General features: G+C 61.3%; 12 protein-coding genes and 3 pseudogenes. 7 read left to right on the top strand and 8 right to left on the bottom strand.

From position 1 onward, the window contains the following. Positions 1 to 33: 33 nt before the first annotated feature. The 3 genes and pseudogenes from AC0L3J_RS28090 to AC0L3J_RS28100 form a co-directional block, all read left to right on the top strand. A pseudogene (locus AC0L3J_RS28090) lies at positions 34 to 222 on the top strand (GDP-mannose 4,6-dehydratase); the annotation flags it as partial. Next, positions 203 to 1,166, top strand: a pseudogene (locus tag AC0L3J_RS28095) (GDP-L-fucose synthase family protein). The pseudogenes AC0L3J_RS28090 and AC0L3J_RS28095, both read left to right, overlap by 20 nt. 996 nt (positions 1,167 to 2,162) lie before the next feature. Further along, the gene (locus AC0L3J_RS28100) at positions 2,163 to 2,957 is read left to right on the top strand and encodes a YdcF family protein (protein WP_473349120.1); all 795 of its coding nucleotides are present in this window, start codon (positions 2,163 to 2,165) and stop codon (positions 2,955 to 2,957) included. 789 nt (positions 2,958 to 3,746) lie between these two features. On the opposite strand, the gene AC0L3J_RS28105 is transcribed toward AC0L3J_RS28100, so the two are convergent. The 4 genes and pseudogenes from AC0L3J_RS28105 to AC0L3J_RS28120 form a co-directional block, all read right to left on the bottom strand. Next, entirely contained in the window at positions 3,747 to 4,019 is a 273-nt protein-coding gene (locus AC0L3J_RS28105; protein WP_473349121.1) for a hypothetical protein, read from the bottom strand. Beyond that, positions 4,016 to 4,303 (bottom strand): DUF968 domain-containing protein, encoded by a 288-nt coding sequence (locus AC0L3J_RS28110; protein WP_473349164.1) that lies wholly within the window; start codon positions 4,301 to 4,303, stop codon positions 4,016 to 4,018. Before AC0L3J_RS28110 ends, AC0L3J_RS28105 begins: the two co-directional genes overlap by 4 nt. Then, positions 4,240 to 5,214, bottom strand: coding sequence for an ERF family protein (locus tag AC0L3J_RS28115; protein WP_473349123.1), 975 nt, complete (start codon positions 5,212 to 5,214; stop codon positions 4,240 to 4,242). The genes AC0L3J_RS28110 and AC0L3J_RS28115 overlap by 64 nt, the downstream gene beginning before the upstream one ends. After that, positions 5,198 to 5,952, bottom strand: a pseudogene (locus tag AC0L3J_RS28120) (YqaJ viral recombinase family protein). Before AC0L3J_RS28120 ends, AC0L3J_RS28115 begins: the two are co-directional and overlap by 17 nt. A 500-nt stretch (positions 5,953 to 6,452) precedes the next feature. Between AC0L3J_RS28120 and AC0L3J_RS28125 the strand changes: the two are divergent. The 3 genes from AC0L3J_RS28125 (at position 6,453) to AC0L3J_RS28135 (ending at position 8,465) form a co-directional block, all read left to right on the top strand. Beyond that, positions 6,453 to 7,013 carry a D-glycero-alpha-D-manno-heptose-1,7-bisphosphate 7-phosphatase gene (locus AC0L3J_RS28125; protein ID WP_473349124.1) on the top strand — a complete coding sequence of 187 codons (561 nt, stop codon included), beginning with the start codon at positions 6,453 to 6,455 and terminating at the stop codon, positions 7,011 to 7,013. Positions 7,014 to 7,819: 806 nt separating this feature from the next. Then, a complete protein-coding gene (locus tag AC0L3J_RS28130) occupies positions 7,820 to 8,149 on the top strand; it encodes a hypothetical protein (protein WP_473349125.1) in 330 nt (109 codons plus the stop codon). 70 nt (positions 8,150 to 8,219) lie between these two features. After that, positions 8,220 to 8,465 (top strand): hypothetical protein, encoded by a 246-nt coding sequence (locus AC0L3J_RS28135; RefSeq protein WP_473349126.1) that lies wholly within the window; start codon positions 8,220 to 8,222, stop codon positions 8,463 to 8,465. A 133-nt stretch (positions 8,466 to 8,598) separates the two neighbouring features. Here the strand turns inward: AC0L3J_RS28135 and AC0L3J_RS28140 are convergent, their stop codons facing one another. Continuing rightward, positions 8,599 to 9,822, bottom strand: coding sequence for a phenylacetate--CoA ligase family protein (locus AC0L3J_RS28140; RefSeq protein ID WP_473349128.1), 1,224 nt, complete (start codon positions 9,820 to 9,822; stop codon positions 8,599 to 8,601). Between the two features lie 86 nt (positions 9,823 to 9,908). On the opposite strand from AC0L3J_RS28140, the gene AC0L3J_RS28145 reads away from it, so the two are divergent. Beyond that, positions 9,909 to 11,063, top strand: coding sequence for an AGE family epimerase/isomerase (locus tag AC0L3J_RS28145; protein WP_473349129.1), 1,155 nt, complete (start codon positions 9,909 to 9,911; stop codon positions 11,061 to 11,063). Here the strand turns inward: AC0L3J_RS28145 and AC0L3J_RS28150 are convergent. The 3 genes from AC0L3J_RS28150 to AC0L3J_RS28160 all read right to left on the bottom strand — a co-directional run bounded on the left by AC0L3J_RS28150 (position 11,060) and on the right by AC0L3J_RS28160 (position 14,466). Next, complete coding sequence (locus tag AC0L3J_RS28150; protein ID WP_354129500.1) at positions 11,060 to 11,902, bottom strand: ABC transporter ATP-binding protein; 843 nt, start codon at positions 11,900 to 11,902, stop codon at positions 11,060 to 11,062. The two genes, AC0L3J_RS28145 and AC0L3J_RS28150, sit on opposite strands and share 4 nt — an antisense overlap. Positions 11,903 to 12,062: 160 nt before the next feature. Next, complete coding sequence (locus tag AC0L3J_RS28155) at positions 12,063 to 13,346, bottom strand: ABC transporter substrate-binding protein (RefSeq protein WP_007601959.1); 1,284 nt, start codon at positions 13,344 to 13,346, stop codon at positions 12,063 to 12,065. A 46-nt stretch (positions 13,347 to 13,392) separates the two neighbouring features. Beyond that, positions 13,393 to 14,466: a branched-chain amino acid ABC transporter permease gene (locus AC0L3J_RS28160; protein ID WP_473293913.1), complete on the bottom strand. Its 1,074-nt coding sequence runs from the start codon at positions 14,464 to 14,466 to the stop codon at positions 13,393 to 13,395. Positions 14,467 to 14,468: the final 2 nt, after the last annotated feature.

Here is a 14,468-nt window from a genome sequence, read left to right on the forward strand (position 1 = left end):
CGTTCAGCTTATTGTGGATCTCGCTAAGAAGGAGTGGTGAAGGTCGATCCGACCTATTTCCGCCCCACCGAGGTCGATCTCCTCGTCGGCGACGCCAGCAAGGCGCGCGAGGTGCTTGGCTGGACGCCGAAGCGAAGCTTTGCAGAGCTCGTCGCGGAGATGATGGCAAGCGATCTGGCAGACGCAAAACGGGACGCGGCCAGTGGCAAACGCACCATTTGAGCTGAAAGGCAAAAGCGTCTACGTCGCCGGCCATCGCGGCATGGTCGGCAGCGCGCGCTTGCGCGCCGGCTCGAACGGGAGGACGTCAGGCTCGTCACGGTGGACCGGCGTGCGCTCGATCTATGCAACCAGACGGCGGTGTTCGACTGGTTCGCGAAGCGCGACCGCAGGTGATCTTCCTCGCCGCCGCGAAAGTCGGCGGCATCGTTGCCAACAACACGCTGCGGGCCGAGTTCATCTACGACAACATCGCGGCCAACGTGATCCAGGCCGCGCATCGGAACGGCGCCGAGAAGCTGATGTTTATGGGCTCGTCCTGCATCTATCCAAAAATGGCGTCGCAGCCATTGCGAGAAGATTCCGTCCTGACGGGCCCGCTGGAGCCGACCAACGAGCCCTATGCGATCGCCAAGATCGCCGGGATCAAGATGGCCGAGGCCTATCGCAGCCAGTACGGATGCGACTTCATCAGCGTGATGCCGACCAATCTCTACGGCCCCGGCGACAATTGTCATCCCAAGCTGAGTTACGTGGTCGCCGCCCTGATCCGCCGCTTCCGCGAGGCCAAGGTTTCGGGCGCAAAGAATGTCGTCGTCTGGGGCACAGGGACGGCGCGGCGCGAGTTCCTTTATGTCGACGACATGGCGGATGACTGCGTGCATCTGATGAAGGCCAATTCGGGTGCCGAGTTGGTCAATATCGGTACCGGCGAGGACATCACCATCGCAGAGTTCGCGCGGGTGGTTGCCGAAATCGTCGGGTACAGCGGCGAGATCAGTTTCGACAGCTCGCGGCCTGACGGCACGCCGCGCAAGCTGCTCGACGTCAGCCGCCTCGCCAGGATTGGCTGGCACGCGAATACCTCTCTTAAGGATGGCGTTCGCTGCGCTCACGCAGCTTACTTGTCATCGGCTGAGAAGCTCCACACCTTAAGAATTGATTGATCGCCAACCGATTCAGAAGCAGGTCCGACTAGGGGTCGACCGATCGGGCACCGCTATTTCGGTACGTGGCCACAGCATCCAGCCGCTTCGTTAGAGTTCATTCTTCCAAATCGCCAAAACAGGCAGTCGGCTGAGGGCATTCCCAAGGCCGGGCCTGAGTGGACTATTCAGGCAGCGCGCCGTGAGCGGTAGGCGCACAAACTTGTTCGAAATTTTCCCGGCGCCGCCGCAGCTGCAGGCACGATCGCCGAGCGATGACCGTTCGGGATGGTTGCAAGCCCAGGGGATGCTGTTCATGCCACGCCATGCGCCACGCAATTGTGCTGGTCCCGTCGAGGTTCTTTTCGAGGACTGTACACGTTAGGCCGCCTCTGTGGGCGGCTTTTTTATTCCAGCGCTGTATCAAGTCGGCCTCCGGGGCTCTTGTTGAGGCTTCTTAGAGATTGCTGCTGTGTCGGTTCTTCCTCGATCTCCTGGAGCGGTAGCGTAGCATCTCCCAGGAAAATTCCGCGATGTCGAATGCGAGCAGCCACTCTATTGGCGACCGAGGATTGATATTGCGCAGGATGGCGGCTTGAAGGCTATGATAGTGGTCGATACCGTCACGTCTTATCGACGGCACTTCGTTTCACGGCGGGCTCGTCATGCGCCGCAAAAAAGGCGCTGGCGACTGGGAATATCGCCTCTTACTCCCGAAGAAGTAGGAGATTTATATACGTAACGAGATCTGGTAGCTGTACGTTTGCCAGCTCAACCCCGGCAGCCGTCCGGACCGTCTCTCTCCAGCTACGGATGCCACGGCCGCGGTTTTAACCTAACTGGCCCAACCCTTCAGCTCTGCTGAGGTCAAAAATGGAGGCTGCCGTGAAACTTGTTGTAATCGGATGGATCGCATTTGCCATCTGCTGTGGGGTGGTGCTGAAAATCAATATCGAGCAAGTCAAGGAGTACGAAAATTCGACTGCGAAGGATCGGAAGTAGCGTCAGGCTCCGCCCGTGTTCTTGGTGTCAAAAACGCTCGGCGTCCTATCCATCCTGCCAAATCTCCTGGCGGCCCTCGGCCTGGCCGGTTGTCTGCTGCTCCTGACGCGCTTTGCCTCTGCTGGTCGCAAGGTCGCCGTCCTTTCCCTGCTTGCCCTCGCAACATGTGGGTTCACGCCGGTGGGCAGCCTGTTACTGCAGCCTCTAGAAGATCGCTTTCCGGCGTGGGTGCCAAGTGCGGATCCGCCGACCGGTATCATCATTCTCGGGGGAACGACCAAGCCAGAAATCTCGGCCGCCCGAGGACTCCCGGTTTCCGACATAGGAATCGATCGACTAATCACAGGCGCAAGGCTCGCCCGCCGTTATCCCACGGCTCGCGTCATCTATTCCGGGGGAAGCCCTGAACTCCGGCCGAACGAGCTGCGAGAGGCAGATTACGCTCTGCAAATCCTCAATGAATTAGGGATTCCGAAGGATCGCGTACAGATAGAAGCCGACTCGCGCAACACTGTCGAGAACGCGTCTTTTTCTAAGGCGATCGCCTCGCCGACTGCCGGTCAGCGCTGGTTGCTCGTTACTTCCGCCTACCATATGCCTCGAGCAGTAGGACTGTTTCGTGCCTCTGGCTTCCCGGTAGAGCCGGTCCCTACTGGCTGGCTCACCGCTGAGCGCAGTTCCTGGCTCGACTTCGGCAACTTCGCCTCGTCGATTCTCCTGGTGCATATCGGGACAAGAGAGTGGGTTGGCCTTGCAGTCTATGGAGCGCTGGGCAAATCGGACTCTCTATTTCCAGGTCCAACCCCGTAGTTCGCACACGATTACTCAACAATAGAATGGAACCGGCCACCTGCAGCGTTCGACACATCATCGTGTAGGAGGTCTCAGACGAATCGTTGATGATCACCGCTGCAAACCTTAGACACCTAACGCTGCGAGTAATGAGCGAATGGAAGGTCAAAGACAGAGCTCGAGGACTTACCTCGCGATGAAAACAATCAAGGGAGAGTCGTTGGATAAACCGTCAACGGCGCGGGTATTCTGGATTGAATGGGTAGCTCTGGACATCTTTATTCGGTCGCCTGATCCGTTTGTTCCAGCTGCTGGTTGAAAATTGGCTCAGCCTGCATCACAACAGCGGCGTTACTAGCCGTTACATAGCGACTGAGCACACCGGCGGCGTCACTCGCACACTGACTTCGAGGGCATGTTCGATGTCGCTTTCACGATCTCGCTGCCTCGCTGGATTGGTTCTGCAGCAGCGGACTGTACCTCGTTCTTGATCGGACCTTCGGTTGACCGCGGACGAAGCTAGCCGGGTCCTGCATTCGGCGTCGGCTAACGATCTCCTTGAGCAAGAACAGCCGTCTTAGCTGTGCCGCGTTCATTAACGTCTCGAACAAGGTGAGGATCTCGCGAGCCTACACGTAAACTTCCACGCTAATGGTGTGCTGATCGAAGTCATATGATGCCAGACGTGCTTCAATCTCGACTGCCGCGATGCGGTCCAGCCGCCAATCGAGCGCGTTCTGAATGATGTAGCGTTCGACGTCATTTCTAAGTTGGGCACGATGGCGGGCACGTCTATCCGACGAAGCGTCATCTCTCTTGCCTTTTGTTGATGTGTTCCAGCAGCTTGTGCCGCGGAATTCGGTAGCGCTGCATCTCCCAGGAGAGCTCCGCAAGATTAATGGCAAGCAGCCACTCGCTTGCCCATTGGGGGGCTATGTCGCGGAAGATGACGGTCTGGAGCGCGCGATAACGGTCGATGCTTTCTCCGGGCAGAAGTTGCGGAGCGGGACACAAGGCCTGAAATTTGGCCGGAATAGCGGATGTGGTTGCGGGAGTGGCGTTGCTGAAGGGGCCATTCATTCCCGTGTGACCTCCGGCCGGCCCTGCGATGTAGTATCGAAAGTGGCCACAGTAGGATTGTCGTGGTCATGAACAGGACTCGCTGCCCATAACTCGCTCGCGAGAGGCAAGGGCGATATCTGCATATCGACCCACCATGCCTTTTCGTTGCCATGGCGATGGAGAGCCTGATGGTGAGAGCGGCATAACGGGACGGTGTATTCGTCGCTGACCTTGCGCCCTAGTGTTCTCGGCTGGGCGAACTTGAGGTGGTGGGCATCGGATGGAGCCTGCTTGCAGACCAGGCAGGGCTGCGCCCGGACAAAGCAAGGTGGGCCTTGCTCCGCTTGCGCGGGGGCTCTTTGGGGAAGGCGAGGTCGGTCCCTGACTGATCCGCCGGCCCGTCCGAGCTTGAGCCCGGGATAGCAGCTTGGGAGAGGGAAAGTTCTTCCGCCGGTTCCTGTCCGGGGGGCGCGCTCAGCCTCGGGTGGTGGTAGATCAGCTTCGGTCTCTGGCCGGGCCGTCTCCCCGAGCCTCGCCTGATAGGCCGCCTCAGCGCCCGGGCGTCGGCCCCCAGAAGGGTGTTCTTCAGGGGAAGGCTGGCTTTGGCCCAAGCCAGGAGGTCGTCGCTGTTCCCCAAGGCTGCCGCCAGCTCCGCCAGCAGCCGCTCCCGTAGCTCAGCCGATTGCTGGGGCTTCAGGATAGCCTGTCGGTTCAAGACGCCTTTGGCGGGCTTTGCTCCCGGCCCGGGAGCCATTTGCGGCTCAGCAGCCGCGGGAGGTCCCGCGATCGCATCGGGGGCATCGAGGTCGTCCTCACCGGCAATGCCAACCAGAGCAAATAGGGCGTAGCGGGGGGCGTAGGTCAATGAGGCTCCCATCCGATGCGTTGCCTCGACCTCCTTTGCGGGGCAGACCGGCCAATCGCAGGAGATCCATTCGCCGGAGACATGGGCCAGCAGGGTCGTGAGACGCACTTGGCCGCTGCTGGAGTCGATCCGTGTGGTCTGGACGGTTGCGATCTCCTGCTTGCTGAGAGTCCTGCGGACAAGGTCCAGGCCGGAGGCCAAGGAGGTATAGCGGAAGGTCCGGACGTCCTCCCGCGGGAAAGGAGACCGGATTACCGCCGTCAGGGTCTTTTCCAGGTTGGTAAGCTCAGCTTGTGCCCGGGCAAGGGCACCCGCCATGGCCCCGATCCGCTCACTGGACTGATGCATCGGACCCCTCCAAGACGAGAGCGTCAAAGCTGATCGCGCCGGACTTGGAGTGCTTGGCCTTGATTCTGTGCCCGCTTGCCTCCTTGGCATCCTCGGGCACGAGCTTCTTCAACTCAGCTTAGAGAGCTCGTGCTCGCCGTGGGCGTCCTTGGTGCGGAGATAGGTTGCAGCGAACTCGCCCCAACCGTTGGACGAAGACATATCGACGACCCTAACCGCCTCCAGCCTTGGTCGCGGCGTTTCGATGTTGAAGAGCAGAGGCGCATCCCCGCTCTGGACGCAGCGCCAGAACTTCTTCTCGGCGGTGAGGAGCAGATGTTGACAGAGCGGGTCGGCGTGGATCTTGATCTCAACCCATTTGCCACCGCCGGTGATAATCGAGAGTACGGACGAGCGAGCGGCGACCACCCACATATTATGCTGCAGCTGTGCCATATGCTTTTCGGCGGCAGCCTCCTCCGTGAACGCCCAAGGCAGCATGAACTTGGCCTCGAACACCGCTCCAGTCTGCTCGACCATGCCATCGAGTGTTGCCGCCATCCATTTGGGCACGGGATGCCAAACCCGCTTCTGGATGTCCGAGATAGTTTGTCCTGTCGAGCGCTGGTACCAAGCGCGATTGAGGACCTCTGTTATCGTGCCGAGCTGGACGATGAGATTATCCGAGAGATCTTCTGGTGGCGACCTCTCCACGTTTCTCTGTCAAAGGCGGGTGAGCTTGTCCTGGTCGTCACCCATGATGACACGCGCATCCGAGCCGCCGATAAAGTGGCGGCGGTCATTGGGGCTGAACCTGATGATGTGATTGGGCGCATCAGCGCCATTTGTTTGAGCTGTGTCACCGGTATCTCCTACGCAAAAACAAGCGGCTTCAATTGCCGCACTGCTTGGCCCCGCTTCCGCAAGGCGAGATACCGGCACTACGATCGAATGTGGCGCCCGGTCGAATCAGTAACGCTCCAATCGCGGATGAAGGCCAGTCCTTTCTGCAGCAACAATCTTGCTCGTTTTTAGCGGCAGGAATGGCTCTTGTTCTCACGCTCTTAGGGCAAGGACTAGACGAGGCCGGCCGGTATGAAACCGACAAAACAAAGCCAATTCGCGCATGAACAGCGAAGACCTGGATGCAAAAGGCGCGCTCGCGGAGAACGAGGTTGTCCCGTCGCATGACATGTTGAAATGAAGCCGTGATTGTCGGAAGATCGGCGGGTATCCCCTCCGATTTGGGTCACTGAGATTTGAAGCGTCCGGCAGTATTTTTCGATCGCGATGGCGTTCTCAACGAGGACGACGGCTATGCTTTCGATCCCGGCAAGATTCGGTGGGTAAAAGGAGCCCCCGAGGCTGTCAAAGCAGTCAATGAAGCCGGGTATCTTGCGTTTGTCGTGACCAACCAATCAGGAATTGCGAGGGGGTTTTACGAGGAGCGGCATGTCCGCAATCTGCACGAATGGATGTCGCGTGAACTTGTTATGGTTGGTGCCCGTATTGATGCGTTCGAATTTTGCCCACATCACCCCGACGGCCTGATCGAGCGTTACCGTATCCTCTGCAGCTGCCGTAAGCCGCAGCCGGGGATGATTAGAGCCCTCCTTGAGCGGTACTCGGTGGATATCGATGCTAGCTTCATGATCGGCGACAAGCAGAGCGACCTTGCAGCGGCGCAAGCGGCCGGCATCGCAGCCTATCTGTTTGATGGATCAAACCTCCATACTTTCATTGCGCCGCTGTTGACCGATCGGTCGTATCCTCCGGATCAGCCACCGTCGCATCGTGGAGGAGCCGGAACCGAGGATTGAGGCGTGGTCTTCGCGACAAACGGATTGCTCCATTGCTAAGTAGAGAAATCAAGGAGGCAAGTTGGCGTCAAAGCGACAAATCGAAGCCAATCGCGCAAACGCAGCGAGGAGTACCGGGCCGCAAACAAAGGCCGGCAAAGCAGCATCGAGCCGCAACGCGTTATCGACATGGCTTATCTCGCTGAGACGAACCCGCCGGTTCTGGCTTCGATGCAGTCCTTGCAAAAGACCCGAAAGATACGGGCATGGATGTCGCAGTTCAAGATCTGGCTCAAGGTAGGAGTGGCCAGGATCGCCTGCGACTCTTAAGTTAATTCTGATCTCGGCGGTGACCGAGGGCGCGGAACCAAAGCAAATGAGATATTTGTCGAGCTTGGAACGGTATGAGAAAGCTGCTCTCTCGCGGCAAAGGCGGGGGCCCAAACATTGAAGCGGAATGCCGGATGAGAACCACGAACTGAGTAGGACATTGGCAGTGTAGGGTCTCAGGCCGGGGAGCGTCGAGTGGACGGGCTGCTAATGTTCTAAAGTCTTGGAGACTGCATGAACTAGTTTCCCACTGCTGGCTGTCGCGATCACCATCGGCCTGTTTGTGCTCTACGCGATGGTGCGGCTGAAGTTGCGTCGACCCCGCCGCGCCGATGAGGTTCCTCACTGGCCGGGCTCGAGTCTGAGATAGCGATCGGCCGTAGAAGCGTCCATCGTCATACGCAGGTCGCATCGAGAAATCGAAACTGAGCTTGCGCCGTCGGGCAAAGCAACAGATAGGGCCTCCTTGGAAGTAGCCGTTTTCGGTCGAGGAAGAGATGAAACGAGCTCTTGTCATCGTGATGATGCTAATCTTGCCGACCTCGCTGAACGCCGGATCAACGATCGTGGGCGCTGGCTCCCAATCTTGTACCGCTTGGCTGAATAGGAAGAAGAACTTAGTCGTAAAGGCAGCCTTTGAATCCTGGGTTGTGGGCTTCGTCAGCGGACTAAACGTGAGTGCCGAGAGGGATATTGTCGGCGGCGGCGATTTCTCCGCGATCGTTGCTTGGATGGACCGGCGCTGCAAGTCTAATTCTTCAGATCAAATTGGAGTTGCAGCTCTGGACCTAGCGATGGAATTGGCTGCTAACGCGGCGAAGCGCTGATCTGCTAGCAACGCAAGTTGACGCTAAGGCCGCTAACGTCCTGAGCCCGCCGTGAATCACGGAGACACATGTGCGGATCAAGCTACCCGAGACAGACCTCAAGTCAGGGAAAAGCTTTGGTAGCATTGAGCTCAAAGACGAAGGCGGCGGACACGTCGGCCAATACTTTTTCGGAACGGGACACGGACGCACCGTTTTCCTGTTTGGGAAGTACAAGGGCACGTTCAAGACCCACGCTGAGTGTCAAGCTTTCATCGATGGCGTGACCGCTGTCATTGATGACGACCACAGGTCCCGCAGTGAGGCAACTAGTTGACATGAGTTGAGCGATCGGAATCTTGCCGTCAGCTCTTGGGGCCCAATCGGACGTCCGCTGATTAACTAACGACCCTACGGTATGCCTGCGGCCAAGATCCATGTTTGCCGCACTTATGAAGAGACGATCAGCTCTACCGCTCGTCTGCGATCACCTTGCCGTCGTTCGGCAGCGCACCGGGCCTCACCAGTTCAACCTCGCCTCCGAGTTTCGTGACGGCGCGCAAGGTGCCTGCAATCTCCTCGCGCAACGCATCGTTCGCGACCGCCGTCTCCGCTTTCAGCGTCATTGCATCGGCCTCGCCTTGGCGCGTGACGACGAGGCGCAGCCGTCCGAGCGCGGGATGGCGGTTGCCGATCTCGGCGACCTGCTCGGGGCGGACGAACATGCCCTTGACCTTGGTGGTCTGGTCGGCGCGGCCCATCCAACCCTTGATGCGCATGTTGGTGCGCCCGCAGGGACTGGTCCCCGGCAGTGCCGCGGTGAGGTCGCCGAGCGCGAGCCGGATCCAGGGATGGTGCGGGTCGAGCGAGGTCACGACGATCTCGCCGACGTCGCCGGACGCCACGGGATTGCCGGTGCCGGGCTTGACGATCTCCATGATCAGATCCTCGTTCACGACCATGCCGTCGCGCGCGCTGGTCTCAAAGGCGATGAGGCCGAGATCGGCGGTGCCGAAGGCCTGGTAGGCGTCGATGCCGCGCGCCTTGATCTCCGCCTGGAGCGAGGGCGGGAATGCTGCGCCCGAGACCAGCGCGCGCTTGATCGAGGAGACGTCGCGGCCCGAGCTTGCGGCAGCATCGAGCAAGATCTTCAGGAAGTCCGGCGTGCCGCTGTAGCCGACGGGACCGTAGGCCTCGATCAGCTCGAATTGCTGCTCGGTATTCCCTGGACCAGCCGGGATCACGGCGCAACCGAGCGCGCGGGCCGACGCATCGAAGATGAAGCCGCCGGGGGTGAGATGATAGCTGAAGGTGTTGAGCACGATGTCGTCGGGCCGAAACCCGGCCGCGAACAGCGCCCGTGCGCCGCGCCACGGATCGGCCTGCCGCCCCTCCGGCTCGAAAATCGGCCCGGGGGAGGTGAAGAGGCGGGCGAACGAGCCGGGCGCCGTCGCGACGAACCCTCCGAAGGGCGTGGAGGCCTTGTGCAGGGCCGGCAGTTCCGACTTGCGCAGCACTGGGAGGCCCGCCAGTGCCGCCCTGGAGGTCACGGTAGCCGGATCCAGGCCTTTCAGCCGATCAGCATAGGCGGGCGCGGTCATCGCAGAGCGCAGCACGCCGGGCAGGCGGGCGAACAGATCGGCCTCGCGCGCGGCTTGCTCGCGCGTCTCGAGGGCGTCGTAATGGGCGGTCATGGCTCATCTTTCCGTGTTGGCATCCGTTGCGTGCCGCCGCCGGCATGGGTATCAGACGGCCATGGACGAGGTTTGAAGAGGACGCGATGGCGGACGAGGGAATCAGTGCGGCGGACGAGGCGTCGGACGTCGTGCCGCGCCTGAAGCGCCGCATGATCGCCGAGGCGCTGCCGTTGTGGTCGACGGTCGGCTGGGACCATGGCGCGGGTGGTTTCATCGATCGGCTGCATCGTGACGGCACGGCGGACAGCGCCGCGCCGCGTCGGGTGTTCGTGCAGGCACGTCAGATCTGGTGCTACGCCAAGGCTGCGCAGATGGGCTGGTACCCTGAGGGGCGCGCCATCGCACTGAAGGGCCTCGAGCATCTGCTCGCCAAGGCAAAGGCGCCCGACGGCCGGCCCGGCTACGTGCACCGGCTGACGCCGGAGGGCGCGGTGCTGGACGGCCGGCGCGACGCCTACGACCACGCCTTCATCCTGTTTGCGCTCGCGGCCGTCTATGCGCTCGACCAGGACGCACAAATTCGCACCGAGATCGACGCGCTGCTCGCCTTTCTCGACGGCCATCTGCGCTCGCCGCACGGCGGCGTCCACGAGGGCCTTCCGGTCTCGCTGCCGCGCCGGCAGAACCCGCACATGCATCTGTTCGAGGCGATGATCGCGTGCTTCGACGCGACCCACGATTTGTCGTTCCAGAACCGCGCCGGCGAGTTCTTCGCGCTGTTCCTCGCCAATCTCTACGACAAGCGGACGCGTGCGCTCGGCGAATATTTCGAAGAGGACTGGTCGAAGATCGCGCCGGTCAGCGTCGAGCCCGGCCACCAGGCGGAATGGGTCTGGTTGCTGAAGGGGTTCGAACGCATCACGGGCTGCCCGACCGGACAGCGGCGCGCCGAGCTGCTGGAAACCGCGCTGCGCTATCGCGACGAGGCCACCGGCTGCCTGATCGACGAGGGTGACGATGCTGGCAAGATTCGCCGCACTACGCGCCGGCTGTGGCCACAGACCGAGATTGCGAAGGCGTGGATCGCGCAGGCCGAATCCGGCGAGGCGGGCGCGGCGGACGAGGCGCGCGTGGCGCTGGCGCGGCTCGAACACCATTATCTCAGCCATCCCGTGCGGGGCGGATGGTACGACCAGTTCGAGCGCGACGGCAAATCGCTGATCGACACCATTCCTGCGTCGTCGTTCTATCATGTTCTCTGCGCAGTCACGGAAGCGGAACAGGTATTGGAAGGTTAAAGCCAGCGCTTGCGCCGCTTGAAGCTTTTGAGGTTCTTGAAGCTCTTGCGCTGGTCGCCGGCGCCGCCGAGGTAGAATTCCTTGACGTCCTCGTTGTCGCGCAATTCGTCCGCGGTGCCGTCGAGCACGACCTTGCCCTGCTCCATGATGTAGCCGTGGCTTGCCACCGACAGCGCAGCGCGGGCGTTCTGCTCGACCAGGAGAATGGTGACGCCGAGGTCACGGTTGATCTTCTGAATGATCGAGAACACCTCTTTCACCAGCAGCGGCGACAGGCCCATCGAGGGCTCGTCCATCAGGATCATCTTCGGGCGCGCCATCAGTGCGCGACCGATCGCGAGCATCTGCTGCTCGCCGCCGGAGAGATAACCGGCAAGCCCGGTGCGCTCTTTCAGACGCGGGAAATAATTGAAGACCATGTCGAGATCGGCACCGACCTCGCGGTCCCTGCGGGTGAAGGCGCCGAGCTTGAGGTTTTCCAACGAGGTCATGTCGGCGACGATGCGCCGGCCCTCCATCACCTGGAAGATGCCGCGGCGGACGATCTTGTCGGGGTCGATGCCATTGATCCGCTCGCCCTCGAACAGGATCTCGCCACGCGTGACTTCGCCGTCCTCGGTTTTGAGTAGTCCCGAGATCGCCTTCAGCGTCGTCGACTTGCCGGCGCCGTTGGCGCCGAGCAGCGCCACGATCGCGCCCTTGGGCACGTCGAGGCTGAGACCGCGCAGCACCAGGATGACGTCGTCATAGACGACCTCGATGTTGCGCACGGCAAGGAGAGGCGGTGCGGGTACGATGCCGGGGGAGGGACGAGCTGCTGCTTCGTGAATTTCGGTCATGCCTCATACTCCGCTGTCGTCGCCCGGCTTGACCGGGCGACCCAGTATTCCAGAGACGCCTGAGACTCACGGAGAGGCCCCGGCGTACTGGATCCCCCGCTCCAGTGCGCGCTGCGCACAAGGCGGGGGATGACATTTGTGTGTGAGGTGAGCGCTAAGCTCACCAGCCCAGCAATTCCGGCTTGCGCGGGAGCTCGACTGTCTTGACCTTCTCGAGCTTGATCGCGCCCTTGGCCATGAGGTCGTTGAGGTCGCCGTCGGTCGCGCCCGCAATCTTGGTGCGGTAGAGGTCGACCTTCAGCGTGCCGCGGTGGTCCTTGTCGGTCCAGGTCGAGGGATTGCAGACGCCTTCCATACCGGCCGGCACCCAGTCCTTCTTCTGGTAGAAGCCCTTGGCGACGTTCTCGCCGGTGGCGCCGCCGTTCTTGGCGGCCCAATCGATCGCCTCCTTCATGTAGAGCGCCGAGCAGACCGCCGCGATGTAGTGCACCGGCCGATAGACCTTGCCGGTCGGGTCGGACATCTTCGAGATCTCCATCACCGTTTTCATGCCGGGCGCATCGCCGCCCCAGCTCACCGCCGTGCGCAGCGGGAAGATCACGCCGTCGGCGGCATCGCCCGCGGTCTTGGCGGCGTTCTCGTCCATGCCCCAGACATTGCCCATGAACTGGATGTCGACGCCGGCGGTCTTGCAGGCCTTCATCACCGAGATGTTGGACGCGGCGGTGTTGCCGAGATAGGCGTAGTTGGCGCCTGAGGATTTCAGGCTCAGGCACTGCGCGCTGTAATCGCCCGGCGCGAGCGCGAACACCAGCGGCGGCAGTACCTCGAAGCCGAGCTCCTGCGCCATAGCTTCGCCGGCGGCCTTCGGTGCGTTCGGATAGGGGTGGTTGGCGCCCATGTGGACGAATTTCGGCTTGCCGGACTTGCCCTTGGCCTTCCAGTCTTCGGCTGCCCACATCAGCATCGCGCGCAGCGAGTCCGAATAGCTCGGACCATAGAAGAAATTATAGGGCGCGGGCTTGGCCTTGCCGCTGACACCTTCGGGATCGGTGAGAGCGGCGGCGTAGGAGCCCGAGAGGTCAGGGATTTTATCTTGTGCGAGGAAGCCGGTCAGCGCCTCGGTGTCTGCCGTGCCCCAGCCCATGATGGCCGCGACCTTGGAGTCCGGCGCCGACCACTTCTTGTAGAGCGCGATCGCGCGCGGCACCTGGTAGCCATAGTCGTTGGTGTCGACGTTGAGCTGCTTGCCGCCGACGCCGCCGTTCTTGTTGACCCAGGCGAAGGTGTCGGCGACGGCTTGGCCGTAGGGCGTGCCGACGTCGGACGTGCCGCCGGAATAATCGGCGAGATGCCCGATCGCGATCTGCGCCTGCGCGCCTGACGAGAATGCGGCGATCGCCAGCGCAAGTGACGCGGTGCTCAAAAAGGATTTTGTCTTCATTGGTTGCCTCCTCCTGTTTATTTGTTGGTTAGAGAGTTGCCCGCGCTCAATGCGAGAACGGGTAGAGTTTCCAATACGCCTTGATCTGCCGCCAGCGATGGGCGAGCCCGTCCGGCTCGAACATCAGGAACGCGATGATGATCACTCCGATCGCGATCTCGCGCAGGAAGGTGATGTTGTTGTTCAGCGACAGCGCCTTGTCGATCGCGCCGCCCTTCAGCGCCACGCTGAGGAACTCCATCGTCTCGGGCAGCAGCACCACGAACGCGGTACCCATCAGCGTGCCCATGATCGAACCGGTGCCGCCGATGATGATCATGGCGAGGAACAGGATCGAGCGTTCGATGCCGAAGCCCTCTTGCGACACCACGAGCTGGTAGTGTGCGTAGAGCGCGCCGGCGATGCCGGCGAAGAAGGCGGCGAGCCCAAATGACAACGTGCGATACTTGGTGAGGTTGATGCCCATGATCTCCGCGGAGAGATAATGGTCGCGGATCGCCACCAGCGCGCGGCCGTCGCGGGTGCGCATCAGATTGGTGACGAGGACGTAGCTTGCGACTACGTAGGCGAGTACGACGTAGAAATATTGCCTGTCGCCGCGCAGCGTGTAGCCGAAGATCGAGAACGGATTGGCACTGGCCGGCACCGAGCCGCCGGTGAACCATTCGGCGCGGGAGAAGAAGTCGAGCAGGATGTATTGTGCTGCGAGCGTCGCGATCACAAGATAAAGCCCCTTCAGCCGCGCCGCCGGGATGCCGAAGATCAGTCCGACCAGCGCAGTGACGACGCCCGCGAGGGGGATCGCGAAGAACACCGGGATCGATGTGCTGTTGGAGATGTAGGCGGACGTGAAGGCGCCGAGCAGGAAGAAGGCGGCGTGGCCGATCGAAATTTGGCCGGTGAAGCCGACCAGGATGTTCAGCCCCAGCGCAGCGATCGAGAAGATGCCGATCTGGATCAGGATGCTGAGCCAATAGCCGCCAAGGAATTGCGGCACGAGACACAGCGCCAGCACGCCGGCGATCGCAAAATTGCGGCTGGTCGTGGTCGGGAAGATCGTGGTGTCGGCCGCGTAAGAGGTGCGGAAATCACCAGCAGGGATGAGGGCGGGGCCGGCCATGG

The sequence above is a fragment of the Bradyrhizobium sp. Kon37 genome, from assembly GCF_055807535.1.